The organism is Virgibacillus sp. NKC19-16 (assembly GCF_021560035.1).
GTDB lineage: Bacteria > Bacillota > Bacilli > Bacillales > Amphibacillaceae > Virgibacillus_L > Virgibacillus_L salidurans.
This window is the reverse complement of record NZ_CP074373.1, coordinates 510,399-535,046: the sequence shown is the minus strand read 5'-3', so window position 1 is coordinate 535,046 and position 24,648 is coordinate 510,399. Positions and strand designations below refer to the sequence as shown.

Genomic DNA, 24,648 nt, shown 5'->3' with positions numbered 1-24,648 from the left:
GAATAACTTAATCACGGTAATTTCAATATTTGCGTAAGTAGGAAAAGTGTCTGATTATTATTATAGGTTTTCAAATCAATCGAAACAATATATAATTAAGATCAAATCAATCTGTATTCCAGATAGATGGGTGGAGGAATGGAGATGGAACTTCGTCAATTACATTATTTTATGGAAGTTGCTGAGCGCGAACACGTATCTGAAGCAGCTGTACACCTGCATGTTGCGCAATCAGCGATAAGTACGCAGATTGCCAATTTAGAAGCCGAACTTGGAGTTGCTTTATTTGATCGGGAAGGCAGGAATATTAAATTAACGAACATTGGAAGGATATTTTTATCACATGCCGAAATGGTAGTGAAGGCCGCTGATAATGCTAAAAAACAAATAGATGAATACTTGGATCCGGAGCGTGGAACCATTAAAATCGGTTTTCCAACAAGTTTATCCAATCATCTGCTGCCAAATGTCATTTCAGCATTTAAGGGGCAATATCCCAATATTTCCTTTCAATTGCGTCAAGGATCTTATAAATTTTTGATCGATTCCGTTAAAAAAAGCGATATCGACGTTGCTTTTCTCGGCCCTGTCCCCAAGAATGAACCTGATATCGAAAGCAGTATCTTATTCGCCGAAAGCATTTCAGCACTAATCCCCTTATCACATCCATTAGCAAAAAGCGAAAAACTGCATCTTAGCGAATTGAAGGAAGATGATTTTGTCAGTTTTCCACATGGATTTATTTTAGAGAAAATCCTTGTAGACGCATGCAGGCAAGCAGGGTTTGCTCCCAAAATCTCATCAGAAGGAGAAGACCTGGACGCGATCAAAGGACTAGTAGCCGCCAGTATTGGTGTAACACTACTGCCTGAGAGCACATTTCAGGAGTCAACACCACGGATGACAGTAAAGATTCCGATTAATAGCCCCCAAATCAGAAGGACCGTTGGGGTTATTAAGAAGAAAAATAAAGAACTCGCACCTTCTGAAAAGGTCTTTTATGATTTTGTTAAGGAATTTTTCTCTAGGCTGAATCAATTTCAGTAAGAAGTTGAGTCATATGTAGTTTTATAGAGTATAAGCTTCCTACAATTAAATGAGGATATAAAGAAGGTGATCGACATCGATATAATTATCTATTTACTGCTCGTATTCGCGGGAAGTGCCATTCCTCTTTCGGGATGGACGCTTTTTTTCGATGAAATGTAGAAGCATACGAAGAGTTGAGAGTTCAGCTCTTCTTTGGGAGATAAGAACGTTTAAAACTTCGCTATCTAAAAAACGCTCAGATTACATCTAAGCGTTTTTGACTATTTGTATTGTCATTTCTCATGGAATGTTAAATCAACATTTCTACTTCTGCTTGTTCTCTTAATTCTTCTAATTCCGTTTGCAGCTGTTCCTGTGTTTTAGTCAAATTGAGTTGTTCTCTAATCTGATCTTCCACTTCTTCTAATTCTCCGACTTCATCACTTTGCTCTGTTAACTGATTATAGTACTCTTCTACTTCTTCATCCGTTACTTCAATATCAAATTCTGATTCCATATATTTGGTTGTAAGTAAGTTATCATTTAATTGGTTTTTAAACGCTTCTTCTGTCAAATGGAATTGGTCTAAGACAGATGCCAATTGATCACCAGCCTGTTCTTCCATCATGTCATATTCAGACTGAACTTCTTCATCGGTGACCTCTACACCTTGTTCTTCTGCAGCTTGATTTATCAATTCTTGCTCTACAAGCATATTAACCGTCAGTTCCTTTACCTGGTCTTGATCATCAGAAGCTTGTCCACCTTGCTGAAGAGACATTTTGACCTGTGGGTATAAGGCATTATATTCATTGCCTTTTATTTCTGTACCATTTACATCTGCTACAGATTCATCTTCGGCAACCTTTTCTTCATCCGTAAACTCTATCGGCTCTTGTGCTGATGGCTGAGCCTCTGTGTTTTCACTGCCTGATCCTTCACTTTCCCCGGAATCATCTCCTCCACAGGCAGCCAATAGTATCATTAAACTTAGCGCTAACGCTAATATAATAAGTTTTTTCATTCATTAATTCCCTCATTTCAAATCGTTCTCTCTTTATTCAACCACAAAACTCCTGCCTATTTCAAGCAGCGTACTTAGAAAAGAACCTTCGCAATGTCCATGGGAAAAGGGCTTCAGACTGCTTTTTTACATTTGAATAACACATTTTTTATAATGCCTTATTTCTGCCACAATCGATAGAAAACAGCCTTAGAAAAAGACAACCCACAAATATGGATTGCCTTTGCTATACACGCTTATTCCAAACTAGCGTCAATTTCATTAATCATTTCAGATACGGAAACTAGTCCGCCACCGGATAAGTACCAGTAATCCAATTATAGGGATTATACTTCAATCGGATTTAACCTATTCCAATTCAGATAATATTTCTTCAACTTTAGCAAGCTCAGACTGTAAACCGCCGCCACCTAAATACCATAATGGACCATTTAAGTATACAATACGATCGTTTTGGTAAGCAGTAGTTTGTTGAATAATTTCATTTTCCATATCAGATTCAATATTTGAATCATCGCCAATAGCTGCAGTACGGTCGATTACAAATAATACTTCTGGATCGAATTCTAAAATTGCTTCATATCCAAAGTTAGAGCCATGGCTTGAAGATTCGATATCTTCTGTCACTGGCTGGAATCCGTATACATCATAAACGTAACCAAAACGGGATGGGGTTGAATAACCAGATAATTGACCTTCATTGTACATTGTTACTAAGCTTGATTCAAAATTTGAAGCATGGTTATTAATTTCTTCTACTTTAGAATTTAAATCAGCCATATATTCTTCAGCTTCCTCTTGTTTACCGAACATTTCCGCTGCTATATCTACAGAATCCGTAAATGTTTCCCAATATTGTTCTTGATCAGTACCCACGAATACTACATTAGGCGTGATTTCTTTCAATTGATCATAAAATGCAGCTTGACGACCAGAGATAAAGATTACATCTGGCTCTAATGCTGCAATATCTTCAAGTAGCGGTTCTTTTAATGTACCGATATTTGTATACTCCTCTGAATTATAATCTTCAACGTGAGTTGGTAAGCTAGATCCCTGAGGAACCCCAACAATCCCTTCAACTCCAAGTGCATCCAGTGTATCTAAGAAACCATAATCAAATACAACAATATTTTCAGGCTGGGACTCAAAATCTACATCTTCAAAATTATTTTGAGTTCCATCTCTGCTTTCAGTTGAAGAAAGAGTTGGAGAAACTGTCATTGGATATGTAGAACCAGCTTCTTCGGCATTTTCTTCTGTGTTCTCTCCTGCATTCTCTTCATTATTCTCTTCTGTAGCCTCTTCCGTTGTTCCTTCCTCATCAGAATCTGTATTCCCTTCTTCACCAGCGGATCCATTGGAACCACAAGCTACAAGAAAGAGCACTAGCATTGCAATAATAATGCCAAGTAATTTCCTATTGTTCATAATATTTATTCCTCCTCATATTTACTTTTAATGCTCAATTGATAATGATTATCATTATCAATTGAGACTATAATCATTATAGAATTATTAATTTTTTTAGTCAATACCTTATACAAATATTTTTCAAAAAATTTAAATGAATTTTTTGAAACTATTTTATAATGTTGTATAACAACTTTAATAAAGGGAGTTCTGTAATCTTTGTTGTTATTCACAAAACCGCCCGTACCTAACGATGGGGTATACGTTTATACGGGCTGATAGGATGAAAATATGTTTATTACTTATCTATTAAAATGTGCAAATTCTCGACTAATTTGCATGGGCATTAAAATATACACAAATACGACAACCGTCCTGTTCCTGAACTGGTATATCCATTTCATAAATTTCACGAAGGGTTTGGGGGTTAATGATTTCATTAGTCGGGCCGTTTTTCACTAATTTTCCGTCCTTTAACGCGACAATACGATCTGAATAGACAGATGCAAAATTAATATCATGTAAAACAATAACAACCGTTTTACCAAGCTCGTTCACAAGCCTACTTAGTGTTTTCATAATTTGCACAGAATGCTTCATGTCCAAGTTGTTTAAAGGCTCATCAAGTAATATATATTCTGTATCCTGAGCAATTACCATCGCGATAAATGCGCGCTGTTTTTGTCCACCAGACAACTCATCAATCAACTGATTCTCCATATCATGTAAGTTCATATAATCAATAGCCTGATCTATAAACTTTTCGTCTTCTGCTGTCAAGCGGCCTTTAGAATACGGATAACGGCCAAATGAAATTAATTCACGTACAGTTAAACGTACATTTAAAAAGTTGGACTGTTTTAAAATTGAAACACGTCTTGCAAACTCATTCGACTTCCACTTTCTCACGTTATTTTGGTCAAGTAATACTTCACCGGTATCAGAATCCAATAACCGACTCACCATTGACAATAATGTAGATTTTCCCGCACCATTCGGACCAATAAACGACGTTATCGTCCCGGGCTTAATGTTTATGGAAACGTTGTCCACAACATTCTTTTTACCAAATTGCTTTGTCAACTCTTTGATTTTAATCATTTTATCGCCCTGCTTTCCTTTAATAATAAGTAAATGAAGTAAATACCACCAATGAAATTAATAATAACACTCAATGTTGTACGCAATTCAAATATATGTTCAACAATAAATTGGCCCCCTACTAACGCAATAATACTTATAAGACTTGCACCTAAAATTAGGATTGAGTGCTTATATGTAACCAAATATTGATAAGATAAGTTTGCTACCAATAAACCTAAGAACGTAATCGGACCAACTAAGGCTGTTGACGTAGCAATCAACACCGAAGCTAAAATTAAAATATTCATTAACATACGGTCGTAATTAATACCAAGATTGATAGCATTTTCACGACCAAGCGACATAACATTTAGCTGATCCATAATACGATGGCCGTAAATAAATGCAGCGAATAATATGGCAATCGCAATAAACAAAACTTCTGCTTTAACATCCATGAAACTTGCAAACAAGAATGTTTGTAAGCTCATATACTCTACAGGATCAATTAAAACCTGGAGAAAAGTTACCAAACTCCCGAGAAGAGTTCCTAAAATTATACCAACTAACAGCAATAAATAGATTGGATATTTATTTGTTCTGAATAGAAACCGATATAAAATAAGCGCAAATAGAACCATTGCAATAAGTGCTGCACCAAAATTTAAATAATTATTTACTACCCAAATCGACGTAGAGCCTGCAAGGAAGAAAATTAGTGTCTGCACTACTTCATACATGGAGTCAACCCCCATAATAGAAGGGGTTAATATACGATTTTGTGTAATGGTCTGGAAGGCAACTGTTGCATAAGAAATAGCTACCCCTGTAACCATCATTGCCGCTATACGAATAACACGTCTGGGAAAGGCGTAATCAAAACCACCTTTTATATCATAAAATGCATATAATAGAACACTAATAATTGCCAGTACTGCTAAAAGAATCAACCTCTTACTATTTCTTTGCATATGCTCTCCCCCTAAATAACAAAATTAAGAAGATTGCACTGCCAATTACTGCCACTGTAACGTTTACTGGTATCTCATACGGATGTACAATGATACGACCGATTATGTCGCAAATTAATAAAAATGCAACCCCAACTACCATTGTAAGAGGTATTGTTTTACGAATATTATCTCCCATGAAAATAGATACGATGTTAGGCACAATAAGACCTAAAAACGGAATAACACCGACAGTTAACACGACAGATGTAGAAATAACTGCGACAAGAATAAGACCTAAATTAAGGACTAACTTATAACTCATCCCTAAGTTCTTCGCAAGATCCTCTCCCATACCAGCAATGGTGAACTTATTTGCATAAATATAAGCGAGTAATATAGCTGGAATACTTATATATAATAATTCATAACGACCAGCAGTAATTGTTGTGAAGCTGCCCATAAACCAGGATTCAAGATTTTGGAGAATATCAGCTTCATAACCGAAAAATACAGTAATAGAGCCTAGAATATTTCCATACATAAGCCCAATTAATGGAACAAATATAACATCTTTAAATTTAATGCGGTCCAGAATTTGCATGAAAAGGAATGTACCTGCTAAAGAGAACGCGAAGCTGAAGATAACTTGCTGTGTGTACGTGACATTTGTAATAAACAACATAGATATCATAATCCCCAGCTTAGCGGCATCCAATGTTCCAGCTGTTGTTGGAGATACAAATTTATTTCGACTCAAACTCTGCATAATTAGACCAGCTATACTCATTCCTGCGCCTGCCATTATAATTGCCAATAACCGGGGCACTCTGCTTATTAAAAAGACTTGTAGCTCATCCGAATCTAAATCCAGCAAGTCACTTAAGCTAATGTCTATCGCACCTAAAAATAGCGATATCACTGACAGAATCATAGTTACAATTATTAATATCCATAGTTTCATACTTAAACCTCATAACTTGTTTGTTCCTAGTTCGTAACTTTCTTTCTCCTCAGCAGCAAATAAATGGATATACCGCTTCCGATGATACCGACTGCGATAAATAAGTATCTTAGTTTCATAGATCGATCTTCTCTAGATAAACTTCCCCTTAACCACGTCTGCAAAAGGCCTTAAGCTATTGTTTTTCTATTACTCCTCATTTGGTTTTCACTATATATAACGTGGTTATTTATAATAATTATTACCTTTTAATGAATCTAATTAAGAATGATATTCATTATCAATTAGATGTTATGTATAATTATACCACATTAAAATCCTCCGTCAACGAGAACCAAGCTATTTTTGCTTAGAAAACTTGGTTGTCATCAAGATCTTCGGTGACAGCCAAAGCCTGCACTTATGCAGTGAGAAAATATATTATATTTTCTTACTGCCAAAAAAATCACGTAGTAAGAGGCGGGTCCTCTTACTACGTGATTCTAAGCAGTCGATTTAATTTTCGCTTACTTCACAGCCTTCATCCGTACAATACGTTGTTTTGGATTTTTTAGGGTTTAGTGATTGTAGAACCGGTTTCTCATTCTCCTCTTCCCAAACCTGTTCAAGAACTTCTGTAAAAACTTCTGTAGGTTGGGCTCCAGATACGGCGTATTTTTCATTAAATACAAAGAATGGAACGCCCTGCACACCAATTTGACGGGCCTGTTCCTCATCTCCTCGGACATGGTTTGCATAATTATCTACTTTAAGTAATGCTGTTACCTCATCTGCATTTAAGCCTACTTCTTCCGCAAGCGTGATTAGGGTCTCATGATCACTAATCAATTTTGATTCTGTGAAATAGGCATGTAGAAGACGTTCAGTCAATTCTTTGCCTTTATCTTGTTTGGTTGCGTATTGTGCTACACGATGTGCATCAAATGTATTCGTATGTTGCATCGTATCAAAGTTATATGTCAATCCAACCTCCGCTGCTTGCTCGCCGAGACTTTCATTCATGCTTTTCGCCTGTTCTATAGACATTCCTTTGTTAGCAGCAAGGTATTCATGCATATTCTGTCCGGGACCCTCTTCAGCGTTGGGGTCCAGTTCATAGCTTTTATATTCTACAGTTACATTATCTTTTTCCTGGAAATTTTCTAAGGCCATTTCTAATCTTCGCTTGCCGATATAACAGAACGGGCATACGAAATCTGACCATACTTCAATTTTCATATCATCCACCTCATTTCTTGAGGATATTGTAGCATAGCTTCGAAAATTGATTAAATAATTTGCCTGAAAATGGAGGTCAGACGCCGTAGATCGGAAGTCGGATTTGGCGGAAGTCGGCTAGGGCCCCACCGATTTCGTTTTTATTGTGTCATATTGTCGCCATCATCAACATACTTGCCATAGTCCGGGATAGCAAGCCGGTCAAATTCTGCGACAAGCTTGTTTAATCCGTCTGTTAGGTCTTTGCCTTCCATGAATCTTCCATGACCGGGAATGACTATATTTGGTTTCAAATCCGCTAATTTTTTCACTGAGTCCCAGGCAGTCTGCCAGTCGGTGGTTAAATATCTTGGTGGCCCATTCACTTCCTCATTTTGCATTAATACATTGTAAAAGGAATCCTGCCTCACCGTAATAAAAGCATCCCCTGATAATAGCAGTGCATCTTCTTCCCGGAAAAATGACACATGTCCTGGGGAATGACCTGGCGTATGCACCCATTTCCAATCAGGCATTTCAGGCACACTGTTATCTGCTGGTAATGGCTTAACAGCATCTCCTAAATTAATCGGTTCGTTCGGATACATTGGCGAAATTTTAGCTAATAGTCCACCTTCAACAGTCGAATCCGGTTCAGGGTAACTCTTCTCCCCGGTTAGGAATGGCAACTCAAGCTCATGTGCATAAACGGGAACATCCCATTCTCTCACTAAATCAATTAATCCGCCTACATGATCAAAATGCCCATGAGTCAAGATAATTGCTGCTGGTTTGCTATGCTCCCCGTATCGCTCTTCGACTACGGCCTTTATTTCAGGAGCTGCAGTCGGCATACCTGCATCAATTAAAACCCACTTCTCATCCATCAGGTTGCCTATCAAGCAAATATTTGCGATCTGATCCGTGTAATAATAAGCATCTTTTCTTACCTCTTGTCCTGTCCCGCTTTCTGTAGATGTCATTGGTATAAATTTATTATCATGACTTTCATGCATTTCCCTATCCATGAAATCAATCCTCCTTTACTCTTAGGATTTGAAAAGAAGTAGAATATATACGGAGTTATTTGCTTGAAAACGGCTACCATTATGAGTAGCCGTCTCACAGATTAATTATCTTCATAGGAATAAGTTTCCTGTATCGAACCGTCCTGTTTATAAATGGTTAAGGAAGTTCCTTTATTCTTAGCGATTTCCCTAGCGCGCTTTATTGCATCATCTTTGTTTTCAAAAACATCACTCGCTCGGTCCGCATTGCTCGATTGTACGGCCCAACCGTCTTCATGTGCTACAACTTCTTCGGCTTCTTCTAAACGTTCCGGATTGTTTTCATATTTCTTCCCTTCCTCAGAACGTTGTGTTGGCCTACCACGCTTTTTATATTCTTCAATCTCGTCCTGACTTGCATTTTGATGCCATTCCTTTGCTTGCTCAGTGGCAATTGGGATGGCCCTTCCTTCCTCATAACCTTCATCAATCATCGAATTCGCAATATCAATTGCTTTCTTTTTTGTCGCTTCATCTAAATTTTTCATGGATGATGGATAATCATTTAATGTCCAAGGCATCGTAAGTCCTCCTCAAATGCTTTGTTTATATGTATAATTCCCATTTACTTTTTGGGCAAACATTTGCGAATTATTTTCTATCTTTTGTGAACATAACACGGGATTTTCACTATATTAATGCAAGAAAGTCCCCTTATCTGTCCAGAAAAATTATAGCTAAGGCCACTTCCACCTTAGCTATTTTCATCCAATAAAGATCTTCCCATAATATCTATGCGTTTCGTGTTTTTTAGTTCATCCAGTGTCCTTGCCCCGATTCCGAACATTGTCATCTTCAATTCAAGTTCGATTTGATCCATGGTTCGGGCAACTGTTTCTGCTGATTCAGTTGCAGCTTGTAGCAACTGACGAGCAAAACCGATGACGTCCGCCCCAATAGTTATGGCTTTTGCCGCATCAACCCCCGATTTCATTCCTCCACTCGCCACAAGCGGCACATCAGGTAATTCGCTTCGAACGGAGACAATACAATCTTTCGTTGGAATGCCCCAATTATTAAAAGCTTCGGCGGCAGCCCTTTTCAATGGATCTTCTGAACGGAGTTTTTCCACCTGGCTCCAGGACGTCCCACCAGCCCCAGCAACATCAATATAAGATACCCCGGCATCATATAGCTTTTTCGCCACTGTTCCATCAATCCCGAATCCGACCTCTTTTGCTGCAACAGGAACATTCACTGAGCTGGTGATTTTCTCTATTTTTGGCAGCAGATTTTCAAAATTTAAGTCTCCTCCATCCTGTACCGCTTCCTGCAGGGGGTTGAAGTGGAGCACAATAGAATCTGCCCCCGTCATGTCCACAATACGCTGCGCTTCCTCAGCACCATAACCATAGTTCAATTGCACCGCTCCTAAATTTGCGATTAAAGGAACAGTTGGTGCCTGTTTGCGGATCAAGAAAGATTCTTTATGTGCGTCACTTTCAAGCAAAGCTCTTGTCGAACCTAGCGCAACCGCCCACCCTTTTTCCTGGGCAGCCGTTGCCAGATTTTGATTAATTTTAGCTGCAAGCTCTGATCCACCAGTCATTGAGCTAACAAGAAACGGTGCATTTATTTTCTTATTTAAAAAATTGGTGTCTAATTGAATATCCTCAAAGTTAATCTCCGGCAGAGCATTATGTATAAAGTTAATACCCTCCAGCCCTGTCGATTTGTTTACACCTTCTACATTTTCCGTTAAACAAAGCCTGATATGCTCTGTCTTTCGTTGATTTATACCCTCTTCCATTGTAAAGTGACCCCCCGTTTTTATTTAGTCGTATACCTATTATCATACCAATATTTCTTCCAAATGTAATGGAAGAACCACGATCTAATTTATAAAGTACTTGTTTGTTTTTCAGAAAAATGATATAGGTGGAATTAACTACTCTAATATAGGGAGATGAAGAACTTGAAACAACGCGCTAAAGCTTTTGCAAAAAAAGCCCACGTCGGCCAACAACGGAAAAATTCAAATGCTCCTTACATCACCCATCCCATTCGAGTTGCAGATAGGCTTGAAGAAAATGGATTTTCAACTGAACTCGTTTGCGCCGGGTATTTACATGATGTAGTTGAAGATACGCTCTATGAAATAGAAGATATTGAACGCGAATTCGACGGGTGGGTTGCAGAGCTTGTCGCAGCCCATACGGAGGACAAATCCAAATCATGGCAAGAGCGCAAACAACATACTATTAACACAATTAAATATGCCGAAAAAGAAATTAAATATCTAATCGTCGCTGACAAACTGGATAACCTGCTTGGCGTGGAAGTAGACTTAAAACAGCAAGGTGACGTGGTATGGAACAAATTTAATGCTGGGTTCGAAAAACAGAAATGGTATAACCAATTGATTGCTGCGAATATGTATGTTGGATTGGACGCTGATGATGTGCCGGGTTATTTTGGGGAATTTGAAGATGCCGTGGAGCGGGTTTTTGGATCTGGTTGATTATTCGGCTATTACAATCATTGGCAAATTATCTAATGTTTAATTTCCGAGTTTATCCTAATAATAAGTTAACCCAAAACAATAAAAAGGATGAATTATTATGGAACAGGAAGAAAAATTAAAAACAGCAGCAACTTCCATGGCGAGCGATTTAAAAGTACAGACCGTTGGTGGGGCTGAGAAAACGACAGAAAGTGTCGTGGGATCGGAAGCTGTAGAAGCAATTATTAATGATTGGAATGCGATGTCCAAAAAGGCCGCCAATTTAACCATGGAACAATACGGCCCTCCCAATGAAGCAATTTCCAGCAGACTAATCTGGTATAACAATGGGACATGGAAACGGACAATTGTCTACCAAGACGAAATACCACATGACTTCCCAGAACCTCACACAGACGTTATCGAAAATTTTATAAATTATTCCGTTCCACCAGAAATGTTTAGTGAACTTGCTAAATTTGATGGTAGTGTCATTGTCGAACGAACAAGAGGTGAAGTGTCTTCCCGTTGTGATATGGAAGCCGCCAATTTCCTTGCACTTAACTTAATGAACGATATTGTCACAGGTAACTCAAATGCCGAAGAAGCTCGCGATACCTTAAGTGAAGTTATGTCAGCCTATATGATGAATAGGCCAGCGCCATATGCCGAACAGCTTCAATTTGATGTCCCAACAGAAAGCACATTTGATACGGACAATGTAACGATAGGGGAGAAAATTGTTGAACAAGGCGTAGAAAAAATTAAAGATGGACTTGATTCGGACGATAGACAATAACATAGCGAAGTACAGAAAATCTAGAAGCAATAAAAAGCTAAAACGTAAGGAGGTTAACAGGAAATCTCATGCGTTTTTAGTTTTTCAGTTTGAAAGATGTCCATTTTTATCTTTTACTGCGACACTTATTCTTAGCGTATGAATATTAGCGATAACCACATACTAAAAAAATACCGTTTTATAGAGGTGCAGGGAGATGCGACGAAGAAGAGAATCAAAGAAGAAACAAGTAAACTCGCCAAAAACAAATTTTAAAAATCAGAGAGCCCTTTCTATAGAGAACATAAAAGTCCAATTGAATCATACCGATGATTTAAAAGATCGTGAAATACATATCAACCACCAAATCTATATCATCTTGTACATCGCTCCTATAGTAGATCAAGAAAAGCTTGAAACAAAAGTTATTGAGCCCCTTACAAAAACAGAGAATAACGACATTTCCAATGTGCTATACAACCAGGAAATAAATCGTATCCGAGGCAATGAGAAAGCAATAAATGGATTATTAGATGGTAATTGCTTGCTTATGAAAAAAGATGGCCATGAAGAGGGACTCTTGCTGAATGTGAATGCATCACATGGTAGGGATGTTTCTCAACTTGAAACAGAGAAAACGATACTTGGGCCACATGAAGGTTTTGTTGAAGATTTAGATAAAAATATTTCTTTACTACGTAAGCGTACCGAAAATCCTCGTTTTACAGTTAAAAAATATCCCTTGGGAGCTGAAACCAATACAGATGTGGCTTTAATCTACCTGAATAATTTAGTAAATCCGGAAATATTAAAGAAGGTGGACCAACGATTAAAAAGTATTAACCTTGATTCCATTCGATCTTCCGGCAATATTCAGGATTGCATTGAAGATGATGCGTTTTCACCGTTCCCTCAACTTTTAGTGACGGAAAGGCCAGATCGGACTGCAGCGAATTTGATGGATGGAAGAGCGGTTTTACTCATAGATGGCGATCCTACCGTATTTGTTTTACCAGCAACATTTATGATGTTTTTCCAATCACCGGATGACTATGTTAATCGGTGGGGATTGGGATCATTTTTCAGGATTCTTCGTTTATTAAGCTATGTGAATGCTTTACTTTTTCCGGCTTTTTATGTTGCACTCGTTTCATTCCATTACGAAATTTTTCCGACGGAGCTTGTTTATTCCTTTCAGTCTTCATTAAGCTATGTACCATTTCGTCCAATTATTGAGTTAATGATCATGCAGTTCTCGCTTGAATTACTCAGAGAGGCATCGATTCGATTGCCAAACTCCATCGCCCAAACATTTGGGATTGTCGGTGGTTTAGTCGTGGGAACAGCAATGGTGGAAGCAGGATTGGTGTCATATGGCGGGCTTATTGTTGTTGCAATAACTGCCGTCTCTTCTTTTGCTCAGCCAAATATAGAAATGAGCAGTACAATTCGTGTTCTGGGATTTCCATTAATGATTATGGCAGCAACGTTCGGTTTACTCGGAATTATGTTAGGATCGTTATTCATCTTCATCCACTTGTCACGCATTACTTCTTTTGGGGTTCCATATTTTGCTCCTTTTGCTCCTTTAAACATTCATGAATTTAAAGATACCATTATCCGATTACCTGTATGGATGCAGGATAAACGCCCGAAAACCTCTTCTCGATATCAAAAGGGAAAAACGTCAAGGGAGTGGAAATCGCATGAGAGTGAAGAGCCGTATTAGTCCGGCCGAGCTATTTTTTGTACTAGTACAAACCATGGTCGGGGTTGGTATATTGTCATTACCTTTCCAAACATATAAAGCCGCTGGTCATGATGGGTGGATTTCCATTTTAATTTCCGGGTTTCTCATTCAATTCATTGTATTGCTTATATGGTTGCTATGTAAAAGGTTTCCAAATCTTACCTTGTTTGATTTCTCGACATTAATAGTAGGAAAAACGTTGGGAAATGTCATTAATTTTTTATATATTGTTTATCTGCTTATGATCGTTGGTTATGTCTTTATTGTAATTAATGATATTTTCATTCGGTGGATTTTCCCTGAAACCCCGGAGTGGATGTTCCTTATAATAGGAATTGCTCTTCTCGTTTATGGATGTATGGGAACGATAAGAAATATGGTGTCTTTATTTTCCTTCCTGTTCCTATTCATTCTGTTTTTATTTTTTATTACACTTCTTACTTTTCGGGATCCGGTAATTGATGTTCGCCACCTTTTCCCAATTGGATCCACTGGGGGATGGACTATTCTTAAGAGCACGATAGAGATTCTTCCATCCTTTATCGGTTTTGAAACATTGTTAATTTATTTCGCCTTTATGAAACAGCCCAAAAGCTTCTCAGCAGTGAAAGGGGCATTTTCAGCTGTGTTTTTTGTAACGTTGTTTTATACTTATATCGTTATCATAAGCACAATAATGTTTAGCCCGGGTGAAATAAACGTCGTTCCAGAACCTGTTCTTTATATGTTAAGCGCGATTGATATACACATCTTACAGCGATTAGATTTAATATTTCTTTCTATATGGGGTATCGTGGTTGCTACTACTATTATTAGCTATGCCTTTTTGGGAAGTATGGGAATCAGTAAGTTGCTACACGTAAAACATAAAACAGCTGTCTTCCTTTCCGGTGTATTTGTCCTTTTCATAACTATTGCCTCTAATTATAATGTAGAAATAATCGCATATGAGGAATGGGTTGAAATATTAAATTTGACTTTTGGGATCATTATTCCTGCAATACTTCTTTTCATAGCGATTATCTTTAAAAGAGAGGCGGCTTCCTGCGATGAGGAAAAATAAAATTATTCTGCTCTTGCTAATTATCCCGTTATTAACAGGTTGCTGGGATGAAAGATTACTGAAAAACTCCCGAACAGTGTATTTATCAGGTTTTGATTTGGATGAGGAAAAAAACTACAGGACAACAGCGGTTATCAGAAATTTAAATATAAGTGATTCAAGTAGGGGGGAAAGGTCTGTATCTAATGAGTTGGTAACCGGTAAAGGAGAAAGTATTAGAGAGTCGAGTCTAAGTATCGACCGAGGCGTAGCTGGTAAATTTGATCCCGCAAAAGGGAGAATATTAATTTTAGGTAATGAAGTCGCAAAAAGAAATATATACAACGTGTTAGATTCCATTTATCGAGATCCAAGAGTAAATTTGAATTCTAAAGTTGCTGTTACGGACGGCAATGCAAATGAATTAATTCAGCATTTAATTGAAGAGGAACCTGAAAAAGGAGAATACTTATATGAAATGATTAGAAGCAGTGAAGACCATACACAGTCCCCGTCCATCACACTTCGTACGGTTCGCAACTATTTGTTTGATGAAGGAAAGGATTTTTTTATCCCTTACTTGGGTATTGATAAGAATAAAAATAAAGTGGAATTGAAAGGAACTGCTCTTTTTAAAGATCGCAGCTTTACTGGACAATTTCTGTCATCTGATCAAAGTACTCTGTTATTACTTTTCATGGAAAAACAATCTAAAAAGGCAATTTTAACAGATCAGATTGATCAAACACGCGACGTATCCGTAAGTTATAATGTAAAAAATGTCTCAAGAGAGCTAAGTGTTGAGAAAAAAGATAAGATCCATATTGATGTTTCTCTTCAACTGGATGTGGATGTCGTTGATTTTCCACCAGACAATTTAGATGAGCAAGAGATGATAAGTTATTTAAATAAACAATTATCCAATCATCTCACTAAAAAAGCGGATATTCTATTCAAAAAACTAGCAGACAACCAAAGTGATGTACTTGGATTAGGCAGAGAATTAATTGCCTTTCATCCATCTATTTGGGAAGAAATAAAAGGAGAAAATTATTATGAGCATATAGTTGTTAATCCGGAGGTAAAAGTTAACGTTACTAGTAGCGGAATTACTTTATAATTTTTCATAAATAATAACTCTCTCGTAGTTGATAAAGTTCAATCTGAGACATACCCTGATTTTCTCAAATACTAAAACCTTAGATATTGCACATAAAAATAAAAAACGATAGTATAAAGAGAAAAGTGAGCTAAATAAACGCGAACTAATGGAGGGGAATATATGGAAAATAAAATTAGAGTAGGAATCGTGGGATACGGTAATCTAGGAAAAGGGACAGAGGCTTCTATCGCGCAACAACCAGACATGGAGCTTGTTGCTGTTTTTACAAGAAGAAATCCGGACAGTGTGAACATTCTTAATTCGGATGTAAATGTGTTACATATCGATGAGGCAAAAAACTACACCGACAAAATCGATGTGATGCTCCTATGCGGCGGTTCCGCAACAGACCTGCCTGAACAGGTACCCGCCTTTGCAGAAATGTTTAATACAGTAGATAGTTATGATACACACGCGAAAATTCCTGAGTTCTTTGCATCTGTTGACAAAGTAGCACAGGCTAGCGGGAAAACAAGCATTATCTCCGTTGGTTGGGACCCAGGTATGTTCTCCATTAACCGCGTCATGTCAGAAGCACTTCTTCCTGAAGGAGAGACCTATACATTTTGGGGCAAAGGCCTGAGCCAAGGGCACTCTGACGCTGTTCGCAGAGTAGAAGGTGTTAAAAAGGGCGTTCAGTATACAATCCCATCTGATAAAGTGATCGAACAAGTTAGAAATGGGGAAAATCCAGCTGTGTCCAAGGTGGATCGCCATGTGCGCACATGCTATATTGTACCCGAAGAGGATGCAGATACAGCGCAAATCGAACAGGAAATTAAAACAATGCCTAATTATTTTGCTGATTATGAAACGACAGTTCACTTTATTACAGAAGAGGAACTAGCGCGTAATCACTCTTCCATGCCACATGGAGGATTTGTCATTCGCAGTGGTAAAACCGGTGAAGGAAGTAATCAAATCGCCGAATATAATTTAAAATTAGACAGCAACCCTGAATTCACCGCAAGTGTTCTCACCGCCTATGCACGTGCAGCATACCGGTTAAATAAAGAAGGTCAAAAAGGTGCGAAAACAGTTTATGATGTAGCACCTGGATACATCTCTCCAAAATCAGCGGAAGAATTGCGCAGAGATTATTTATAAGCATAAAGAAAATCCCTCATACGATGTGTGAGGGGTTTTTTTATTGACGATATAATAGGTTTAGCTTGTAACACTATCTCAGTTCCCCCAGACCAACCAAAGAGCATGCCCACGTGTCTTGTGACCTATATAGCATTAGCTTCCCCCAATTCTTTCTTTGAGTCGCTCAATTTTCGCTTCGTTTTCCAAAGTGTTGTACGAGATCCTACTTGTGACGTTTATGAGTGAATCTATCTTGTCCCCCAGCCGCTTGAAGTGGCTCCGATTTTCGGTAGTGAAATTGTTAAGATCATTATCTATTTTATCCAGTCGTTCATCTATATCATCAAAGCGTTTTTCCACGGAATCGAAACGTTCATCTATCTTCTTGTGTGATTGGCTAAACATTTCCTTTAGTTCACTATTTTCCATATTAATCCTCTCCCTCCTTTCCTTGCTCTCTAAAAATATAATGTTTTTTCAATTACTACTTCTTGCCTTCACAACAAGCGATCACAACTTTATCACTAACTAAATTCAAATTGATCTAAAACTATATCAAAATTTATTGATCTCTGTAAAAATACGTTTATTCCTTATCAAATTTTAATCCTTGCAAATGGTTTGGCAACTAAAGAAGACTCATTCGTATTAACCAACACAAATACTGACAGTCCTTAATTCATTCATTATATCATATGAGTGAACATAATACTTTTTCTACTTTCTTCTTACTAGTTTACTTAAAAGCTACAACTCCACAACAATTAGAGAAGATATTAGACACTTAAACAGAAAGAGAGACACCACCTGTGATACCTCCCTCTCCTTTAAGGAGTCTGAAAGAAATTTCACTAGGTTATTGAGCCTAAAAGTTCGTCCGTCAACCGTCATAACGTTAATTGTTGACTCGTGATTCGTTTATTCGTGTCGCTTCGACATACGCTTACCATTACATTGTAATATTAAATTCTTTTGTTTTGCACAAAACGTTTAAAAGCATATTTTCTTGTTCTCCTTATAGCCGGGTTATACCCAGCTTCGAACAAAAGATATTCCTTTGCTCGAAGCAAGGTATAACTCCCTTGCTATAAATATTGTTCAGCTTCGGCGAACTCCACTTCTACTTGATGATTCTGTTTTTCTATTGCCATCGACAGCCGGTTTGCTTTCTTTTCCAGTTTCATAGCACGCTCTTTTAACTTGCTGGGATCAAACAACGCTTTCCGATAGATTGTCTCTTGCATATGATAGTTTCCTAACCTATCTATCGGCTTGTTCATCCCAAATCGTTTTAATAAATTTACCTCACCACGCAATTGTTTTGCTAATTCAATGGCTTCAGCAATAGATAAATCTCCATCCTCCCACTTGATTATGTGATCGATATTTGCTTTAGCAATGAGATAATCAATTTTCCGATAATCTTTCCGTACCAGTTTCAACTCCTCCGTCAACTGATCAAATGATTTATCAGGCAAAACCTCATCATCGCCCTTGGCAAATTCCACATACGCTGCGTTTTCTCTCTCATTAATTTTTTCCTGGATCAGTCTCGACATGGTCTCTGTACAACAACGGCATGATTTGTTCCTATAACGTTATTTTATTTAAAAATAAATGGTGTTTCATAATGATATCAAGATGATAAGTCTTTGACGGGGAGTCGCTAAGGTTTTTCTTCGGTCGGGGCGGCTTGTAGATTAAGATTGGAGAATTAATTCAATATTGTGTGTAACCACTATTTACATATCATTATACAGGAATACACGTTCCTTTCAACAATAAAATTCGACATTTTTTAAAATTTAATGATCTCTTTTGGGTTTGATATTAAGCGGTTATGAATGAGCCAAAGTCTTATTACTTTTTCGCCAGGAAATTTTATCCCAATAATAATTATCTTACTTACAGTTTGTTTATAATAAATTTTAAATTTATCGATAACAATTCTGGAAATACCTTTAAATTTACCTATCTCTTCTTTGTATCTTAGACTCACCACATCACTTAAAAGAGTCTCTTCTATCTTCATAATCAGCGCCTCTAAATAACTGCGTGTTTCTGCAGAAGTAAAATGGGCTGACTTAAAAGAAAATAATTTAATTTTTATAGGTTTCGGCCAAATTATATCCATAATCAAAATTCTTTCTTTGATAAGGATTTTAATAACCCTGAAGTCGTCTGATAATCACCTCGCTCATATGCAGCAAGACTCTCGTGAACCATTTTTTTCAGTTCTTCGTCTGATTCAATTTCTTCCTCTACTGTTGTGTCTTTACCTTGATAAACTAAAGTGAAATTCCCTTTACCTTGGACAGAAAACTGAGTAACGGAATCCCTTTTATCCAATTTATCCATTTCTTCATATAACTCTTCTGGTGAATTAATATTTTTCATTTTTAGTAACTCCTCCCTCGCATAACTTATTTATTATAGTATACTGCTATGATACCGTGCTTGCAATTTCAATGTCACTCTGAAAAGTGCCCTTTTCAATGCATTTAACAGGGGTAAAATTCAATTATGTGAGCAGAAAAACTACATATTATTATTTTCCAAACGAAGACACCATCAGATATTGAAAATTAGGTTAATTTAAAATTAAATAATAGTGCTCCTCTAATGAGAAGTGACTCTAATTATTATCTTTTTGTAAATTCATCATGGTCATTTGCGCGAGGGGATTCTTCCATCCAACCTCTTGTCCGTAAAACGGATTTCTAATTTTTGATCTTGATATCATTGGATAAAAGCCTCAACCTCTCCATAAAATAAGCTGCTACGAAATTCCACAAAAAAAGGCTATCCCCCCATAATAAAGAAATAGCCCTTTCACCAAACAATCTCGCCATACTGCTCGTCATAATCAATTTTCACATCAAAATCATGCTTACGGTAAAAATGCTTCAGTCGTTCCACATGATCAAAATCTCGCTTTGCAATATCACCGGTTATTGATTGCATATTTTCTTCATCAACGATTTCTTTAATATATTTCATTAAAACGGATCCATAACCTTTATTCTCTTCACCTTTTATATCAGCAATGTGGAGCGTATGCTGATCCTTGTACGTCGTTTCAATCGCTGCGTCCCATTTTCCTCGGTAGGGTTTGGTGCAGTCATGAAGCATAATCTGATATTTATTGCTCGCTTTATTTGCATAAATGACCACCCATCCGCCATGTTTCGTTTGGTCAATACTAATTATTTCGTTCTTCTTTGCTATTTTCCTCATATTTTCCTGCATACGGAAAAGTTGAATTTCCAGAGAATCCAATTCCTGTTTTAATTCATCTCTTTCCAAGACATCTGTTTGATTCATCATAACCCCTCCTTATAAACACACAATTTGGCATTATAAAGGATACACCAGGGTGATTTCAAGCGTTATAAATTTCCATTTAAAAAATAGTACTAAATACTTAGATACTTTATGCCGATATAAAATGAAAACGTACCTATGGGGGATCCTATGAAGAATAAGATAAATGTAAAAACAAGATGGAATAATATCAGAATAGGTAATAAATATTTAACCGTATTTTTTCTAACCGCAATTCTATTTACTGTCGCAAGCATCATTGTTTTCCTTCAATTAAATGCAGGGCAGCAGGATGTTAAGGCGATTAATGATCATAGCGCGCGGGTAAATAATATGGCGCAGATGGCTACGATCATTCAAGCAAAAGATGTGCAGAGTGCTGATTATCTAATTACGGGAAACGATGACTATATTGATTCGTTTGCGGCATATCAGGAGAATTTCTCCGAGTTGGCAGAAGCGCTTGCTCCTACCATGAATACTACAGAACAAATAGAAATGTTTGAGCAGATTCAATCAAATGATGAAATTATTAATGACGCATTTTTAACTAGAATGGTAGACGCTGTAAATAGCGGGGACGATTCTACTGCCATTTCCTTACGTGATTACTCTTCCAGGCTTAGAGGTGAAACAATCGATTTGGTAAATGGCTTAATTGAAAATGTGCAATCTGAACAAGAAGATTCAGTTCAGGCAGCGACACAATCAATGAATTCCAGCTTAATTACCTTTCATTTGGTTAACAGCCGCAGCCAATTGCCCAATTTCATATTTTTCATAATATTCCATTGATTTAACTTTTAGATTTCCATCAGCGATTTCTGAGGTTATGTTAACCACCGTTTTCAAATTCGAAGTTATTCGTCGGCTAAGTAAAATCATTAATAAAATGCCTGCTACAATAGCGGTGAGATTAGTAATGGCTAGCCATCGTAAAGAATATCCAAACCGAAACTGGCTCTGTTGTTGATTTATTAAATACAGGCTATAACGAGGTAAAAGAAGGAACGAATCAAATTGAGGCTACCGGACGAAGCTTTGAAGCGATTCATCATTCGGTGACGGATATGGTTTATAAAATAAATGGCATATCGACAAATCTGAAGGATATCGTAGGAAACAGTGTGGATATGAATAATCTTATTGAAGAAATTTCTTCTGTTTCAGAAGAATCAGCAGCCGGCGTTGAACAGACAGCCGCTTCCACGCAACAGACATCCAGCTCAATGGAGGAAGTTTCCCACAGTGCAGATGAACTGGCCCAGCTTGCTGAGCAATTGCATGAAGAGCTTAGAGCATTTAGATTTGTTTAGAAATTTGATATGGAAATAACTACCTTGAAGGGGTAGCTATTTCTCGTGTTTCTTTTGTTATAAAGCCTCAGGTAGCACACTATTTACTAGCATACAGAAAACACCCCTTCGTATGATCATTCACCATACCGGTTGCTTGCATAAATGCATAGCAAATCGTAGGTCCTACAAATTTAAAGCCGCGATTCTTCAGATCCTTGCTCATTTGCTCTGATTCTTTGGTCGTTGCTGGAACTTGTGCATCTGATTGAAAGTCATTGATAATCGGCTCCCCCTCCACAAATTGCCAAATATACGCTTCAAAACTTCCAAATTCCTCTTGTACCTTTAAAAAGGCTTGAGCATTTGTAACAACCGAGCGAACTTTGAGCTTATTCCTTATAATACCTTCATCCTGCAGAAGCTCCGCAATTTTATCCTCCCCGTATTCACTGACAACTTTAGGGTCAAACCCATCAAATGCTTTGCGATAATTTCCCCGGCGTTTCAAAATGGTAATCCAACTCAAACCAGCTTGAGCACCTTCCAATGACAACATTTCAAACAATTTTTGATCATCATGGGTTGGCCTCCCCCACTCATAATCATGATAATCAATATAAACCTGGTCAGCTGTAACCCACGCACAACGTTGCTTATCCATTCTTTACTCTTCCCCCGTCGCTATTTCATTATCTTCATAGGAAATCCAATCACTGAAACTGCCAGGATAAAGTTTAACATTAGTATATCCTGCTGCTTTTAATGCAAGTACATTGGGACATGCCGAGATACCTGACCCACAGGAAACAATGATCTCTTCATCTTTAGATAGGGACGCGAAATGATCTCTAAGTTCCTCCTTCTTTTTCCAAAAACCTTTTCCTGTTAAAACGTCCTTCCAGAAGAAGTTTTTTGCTCCTGGAATGTGCCCTGCTTTTACATATAATGGCTCCGTTTCACCTAAGTATCTATCCTTCGCGCGTGAATCGATTAAAACAGCTGAGCGATCTTCCAGTTTTTCTTTTACTTCCTCTATATCAGCAACTTGATTTTCTCTTGCTACTGGCTGAAAACCTTTTTCCTCCAGTGTTGGAATGTCATCCGTAACCGTATTACCTTCCGCTACCCAGCGCGCGTAACCACCATCTAACACATACACTTTTTCATGCCCCAAATAGTTAAGCAGCCACCACAATCTCGCGGCAAACATATCGTTTTCTTGATCATAAATAACAACAGACGTTTGATGGTCAATACCGATTTTTCCTATTTTGGCTGCAAACATATCCATGTCAGGTAATGGATGCTTTCCTCCGTGCTTTTCAGCTCTCCCGGCTAAATCCTTGTTCAAATCCATATAAACCGCGCCTGGAAGATGACTTTCCAAATACATTTTCCGCCCGGCATCCGGATCATTCAGCTGAAAACGTACATCCACAATCACTGTATTGTCTTGATTATTTTCCAGTCGGTTCTTCAGGCGATTTACGCTAATTAAATAAGTCAATGTTACCCCTCCATCATATTTATTTAGAAAATTCCCATCATCTTGATCCTTATATTTCAAAACCGTCTTTTTGTATAATTTCATACCTGCTATCTTTTCTGTAATTACTGTTAATTTTAACCGATGATCGCCATTAGTGAAAGACTAATCTTCCAATTCTTCAAACAATTTTAATTCAGTATATATAATATGATACCATATAGTAAATTAACTTAGGGAGATGAACATAATGAAAGAAGACATAATCAAGCGATTTACTACGTATGTAAAAATAGACACCCAATCAAATGAAGCGAGTCCAGATACCCCTTCTACCACAGGGCAGTTTGACCTGGCAAATAAATTAGTCGATGAATTAAAGGAAATCGGCATGGAGGAAGTAGCCATTGATGCGCATGGTTACGTTATGGCAACACTTCCTTCCAATACGGAAAAAGAAGTACCAACCATTGGCTTTATGGCACATATTGACACGTCTTCAGACTTCACCGGTACAAATGTGAATCCGCAAATCGTTGAAAATTTTGATGGAAATGACCTTACACTTAATGAGGATTTAGGAGTTGTTTTGTCAACAGCAGAATTCCCGGAGCTCCCCAGCTATAAGGGGCATACGCTGATCACGACAGACGGCACAACACTTCTTGGGGCAGATAACAAAGCGGGTATTGCTGAAATTATGACAGCTATGGATTATCTCATAAAACATCCGGAAATCAAGCATGGCAGTGTCCGTGTAGCTTTTACCCCAGACGAAGAAATCGGACGCGGACCGCATAAATTTGATGTAGATCGATTTGATGCTACATATGCATATACCGTTGACGGTGGGCCACTAGGCGAATTGCAATATGAAAGTTTTAATGCAGCAGCAGCTAAGGTAACGTTCAAAGGAAACAGTGTCCATCCAGGTACAGCTAAGGATAAAATGGTCAATGCCGGGAAAATGGCCGCTGAATTCATCGGGAAATTCCCCTCGAAGGAAGCACCGGAACATACGGAGAAATACGAAGGGTTTTACCATCTGATCTCCGTAAATGGGGATGTGGAAAATACACAAGCTACATATATTATCCGTGATTTTGAAAAAGAAAATTTTGCAGTACGAAAGGCTACAGTTGAACAATTCGTCAGTGAAATGAAAGATAAGTACGGCCAAGCAAGTGTCGAATTAGAAATGAAAGATCAGTATTACAATATGCGTGAGAAAATCGAACCTGTCAAAGAAATCGTCGACATTGCCTACAAAGCGATGGAAAACTTGGATATCCAACCACTGGTAAAACCTGTCCGCGGTGGAACAGACGGTTCACAGCTTTCCTATAAAGGATTACCGACACCAAATATCTTTACAGGTGGGGAAAACTTCCACGGCAAATATGAATATATTTCTATTGATAATATGAAAAAAGCGACAAATGTGATTGTGGAGATTTGTAAGCTATTTGAATCTAAGTAAACAAGTAAAGCCGAATTCATATTCTTGAACCTAGCTTTATCTATTGCAAAAAATTCATATTGCTCATTA

At 37.7% G+C, this 24,648-nt stretch carries 27 protein-coding genes; 10 read left to right on the top strand and 17 right to left on the bottom strand.

The window, feature by feature from the left end:
• Positions 1-144 precede the first annotated feature (144 nt).
• Positions 145-1,047, top strand: coding sequence for a glutamate biosynthesis transcriptional regulator GltC (gene gltC / locus KFZ58_RS02945; protein WP_235793371.1), 903 nt, complete (start codon positions 145-147; stop codon positions 1,045-1,047).
• Between the two features lie 292 nt (positions 1,048-1,339).
• Here the strand turns inward: gltC and KFZ58_RS02940 are convergent, their stop codons facing one another.
• The 9 genes from KFZ58_RS02940 to fni form a co-directional block, all read right to left on the bottom strand.
• Positions 1,340-2,053 carry a SurA N-terminal domain-containing protein gene (locus KFZ58_RS02940; RefSeq protein ID WP_235793370.1) on the bottom strand — a complete coding sequence of 238 codons (714 nt, stop codon included), beginning with the start codon at positions 2,051-2,053 and terminating at the stop codon, positions 1,340-1,342.
• Between the two features lie 348 nt (positions 2,054-2,401).
• Complete coding sequence (locus KFZ58_RS02935; protein ID WP_235793369.1) at positions 2,402-3,484, bottom strand: siderophore ABC transporter substrate-binding protein; 1,083 nt, start codon at positions 3,482-3,484, stop codon at positions 2,402-2,404.
• A 312-nt stretch (positions 3,485-3,796) separates the two neighbouring features.
• Complete coding sequence (locus tag KFZ58_RS02930; RefSeq protein ID WP_235793368.1) at positions 3,797-4,567, bottom strand: iron ABC transporter ATP-binding protein; 771 nt, start codon at positions 4,565-4,567, stop codon at positions 3,797-3,799.
• The gene (locus tag KFZ58_RS02925; protein WP_235793367.1) at positions 4,564-5,520 is read right to left on the bottom strand and encodes an iron chelate uptake ABC transporter family permease subunit; all 957 of its coding nucleotides are present in this window, start codon (positions 5,518-5,520) and stop codon (positions 4,564-4,566) included. Before KFZ58_RS02925 ends, KFZ58_RS02930 begins: the two co-directional genes overlap by 4 nt.
• Positions 5,507-6,463, bottom strand: coding sequence for an ABC transporter permease (locus KFZ58_RS02920; protein ID WP_235793366.1), 957 nt, complete (start codon positions 6,461-6,463; stop codon positions 5,507-5,509). The genes KFZ58_RS02925 and KFZ58_RS02920 overlap by 14 nt, the downstream gene beginning before the upstream one ends.
• A 495-nt stretch (positions 6,464-6,958) precedes the next feature.
• Positions 6,959-7,681: a DsbA family oxidoreductase gene (locus tag KFZ58_RS02915; RefSeq protein ID WP_235793365.1), complete on the bottom strand. Its 723-nt coding sequence runs from the start codon at positions 7,679-7,681 to the stop codon at positions 6,959-6,961.
• A gap of 140 nt (positions 7,682-7,821) precedes the next feature.
• A complete protein-coding gene (locus KFZ58_RS02910) occupies positions 7,822-8,688 on the bottom strand; it encodes an MBL fold metallo-hydrolase (protein ID WP_235793364.1) in 867 nt (288 codons plus the stop codon).
• Positions 8,689-8,789: 101 nt separating this feature from the next.
• A complete protein-coding gene (locus tag KFZ58_RS02905) occupies positions 8,790-9,248 on the bottom strand; it encodes a DUF2188 domain-containing protein (protein ID WP_235793363.1) in 459 nt (152 codons plus the stop codon).
• A 173-nt stretch (positions 9,249-9,421) separates the two neighbouring features.
• Positions 9,422-10,477, bottom strand: a complete 1,056-nt coding sequence (fni, locus tag KFZ58_RS02900) for a type 2 isopentenyl-diphosphate Delta-isomerase (RefSeq protein ID WP_235793362.1) — start codon at positions 10,475-10,477, stop codon at positions 9,422-9,424.
• Between the two features lie 165 nt (positions 10,478-10,642).
• Here fni and KFZ58_RS02895 point away from each other — a divergent pair, with 165 nt between their 5' ends.
• The 6 genes from KFZ58_RS02895 to KFZ58_RS02870 all read left to right on the top strand — a co-directional run bounded on the left by KFZ58_RS02895 (position 10,643) and on the right by KFZ58_RS02870 (position 17,009).
• A complete protein-coding gene (locus KFZ58_RS02895) occupies positions 10,643-11,188 on the top strand; it encodes an HD domain-containing protein (RefSeq protein WP_235793361.1) in 546 nt (181 codons plus the stop codon).
• Between the two features lie 100 nt (positions 11,189-11,288).
• Positions 11,289-11,969, top strand: a complete 681-nt coding sequence (locus KFZ58_RS02890) for a hypothetical protein (protein ID WP_235793360.1) — start codon at positions 11,289-11,291, stop codon at positions 11,967-11,969.
• A 196-nt stretch (positions 11,970-12,165) separates the two neighbouring features.
• Positions 12,166-13,677 (top strand): spore germination protein, encoded by a 1,512-nt coding sequence (locus tag KFZ58_RS02885; RefSeq protein WP_235793359.1) that lies wholly within the window; start codon positions 12,166-12,168, stop codon positions 13,675-13,677.
• Entirely contained in the window at positions 13,655-14,761 is a 1,107-nt protein-coding gene (locus tag KFZ58_RS02880; RefSeq protein ID WP_235793358.1) for a GerAB/ArcD/ProY family transporter, read from the top strand. The genes KFZ58_RS02885 and KFZ58_RS02880 overlap by 23 nt, the downstream gene beginning before the upstream one ends.
• Complete coding sequence (locus KFZ58_RS02875) at positions 14,748-15,860, top strand: Ger(x)C family spore germination protein (RefSeq protein WP_235793357.1); 1,113 nt, start codon at positions 14,748-14,750, stop codon at positions 15,858-15,860. The genes KFZ58_RS02880 and KFZ58_RS02875 overlap by 14 nt, the downstream gene beginning before the upstream one ends.
• Positions 15,861-16,022: 162 nt before the next feature.
• Positions 16,023-17,009 (top strand): diaminopimelate dehydrogenase, encoded by a 987-nt coding sequence (locus KFZ58_RS02870; protein WP_235793356.1) that lies wholly within the window; start codon positions 16,023-16,025, stop codon positions 17,007-17,009.
• A 135-nt stretch (positions 17,010-17,144) separates the two neighbouring features.
• Here the strand turns inward: KFZ58_RS02870 and KFZ58_RS02865 are convergent, their stop codons facing one another.
• From KFZ58_RS02865 to KFZ58_RS02845, 5 genes are all read right to left on the bottom strand, one after another.
• On the bottom strand, positions 17,145-17,420 hold the full coding sequence (locus KFZ58_RS02865; RefSeq protein ID WP_235793355.1) for a hypothetical protein: 276 nt from the start codon (positions 17,418-17,420) through the stop codon (positions 17,145-17,147).
• A gap of 656 nt (positions 17,421-18,076) precedes the next feature.
• The gene (locus KFZ58_RS02860; protein ID WP_235793354.1) at positions 18,077-18,550 is read right to left on the bottom strand and encodes a hypothetical protein; all 474 of its coding nucleotides are present in this window, start codon (positions 18,548-18,550) and stop codon (positions 18,077-18,079) included.
• Between the two features lie 239 nt (positions 18,551-18,789).
• A complete protein-coding gene (locus KFZ58_RS02855) occupies positions 18,790-19,125 on the bottom strand; it encodes a hypothetical protein (protein WP_235793353.1) in 336 nt (111 codons plus the stop codon).
• Between the two features lie 2 nt (positions 19,126-19,127).
• On the bottom strand, positions 19,128-19,388 hold the full coding sequence (locus KFZ58_RS02850) for a hypothetical protein (RefSeq protein ID WP_235793352.1): 261 nt from the start codon (positions 19,386-19,388) through the stop codon (positions 19,128-19,130).
• A gap of 435 nt (positions 19,389-19,823) precedes the next feature.
• On the bottom strand, positions 19,824-20,315 hold the full coding sequence (locus KFZ58_RS02845; protein ID WP_235793351.1) for a hypothetical protein: 492 nt from the start codon (positions 20,313-20,315) through the stop codon (positions 19,824-19,826).
• Positions 20,316-20,465: 150 nt separating this feature from the next.
• Here KFZ58_RS02845 and KFZ58_RS02840 point away from each other — a divergent pair, with 150 nt between their 5' ends.
• Positions 20,466-21,110 carry a CHASE3 domain-containing protein gene (locus tag KFZ58_RS02840; RefSeq protein ID WP_235793350.1) on the top strand — a complete coding sequence of 215 codons (645 nt, stop codon included), beginning with the start codon at positions 20,466-20,468 and terminating at the stop codon, positions 21,108-21,110.
• Here the strand turns inward: KFZ58_RS02840 and KFZ58_RS19305 are convergent.
• Positions 21,039-21,200, bottom strand: coding sequence for a HAMP domain-containing protein (locus tag KFZ58_RS19305; protein ID WP_370642410.1), 162 nt, complete (start codon positions 21,198-21,200; stop codon positions 21,039-21,041). The genes KFZ58_RS02840 and KFZ58_RS19305 overlap by 72 nt on opposite strands.
• A gap of 185 nt (positions 21,201-21,385) precedes the next feature.
• On the opposite strand from KFZ58_RS19305, the gene KFZ58_RS02835 reads away from it, so the two are divergent.
• Positions 21,386-21,631, top strand: a complete 246-nt coding sequence (locus tag KFZ58_RS02835) for a hypothetical protein (protein ID WP_235793349.1) — start codon at positions 21,386-21,388, stop codon at positions 21,629-21,631.
• Between the two features lie 79 nt (positions 21,632-21,710).
• Here KFZ58_RS02835 and KFZ58_RS02830 read toward each other — a convergent pair whose 3' ends face one another.
• Both KFZ58_RS02830 and KFZ58_RS02825 read right to left on the bottom strand, forming a co-directional pair.
• Complete coding sequence (locus KFZ58_RS02830) at positions 21,711-22,274, bottom strand: DNA-3-methyladenine glycosylase I (RefSeq protein ID WP_235793348.1); 564 nt, start codon at positions 22,272-22,274, stop codon at positions 21,711-21,713.
• Positions 22,275-22,277: 3 nt separating this feature from the next.
• Positions 22,278-23,204, bottom strand: a complete 927-nt coding sequence (locus tag KFZ58_RS02825; RefSeq protein WP_370642409.1) for a sulfurtransferase — start codon at positions 23,202-23,204, stop codon at positions 22,278-22,280.
• A gap of 145 nt (positions 23,205-23,349) precedes the next feature.
• Between KFZ58_RS02825 and pepT the strand changes: the two genes are divergently transcribed.
• Complete coding sequence (pepT, locus tag KFZ58_RS02820) at positions 23,350-24,579, top strand: peptidase T (RefSeq protein WP_235793347.1); 1,230 nt, start codon at positions 23,350-23,352, stop codon at positions 24,577-24,579.
• Positions 24,580-24,648 lie beyond the last annotated feature (69 nt).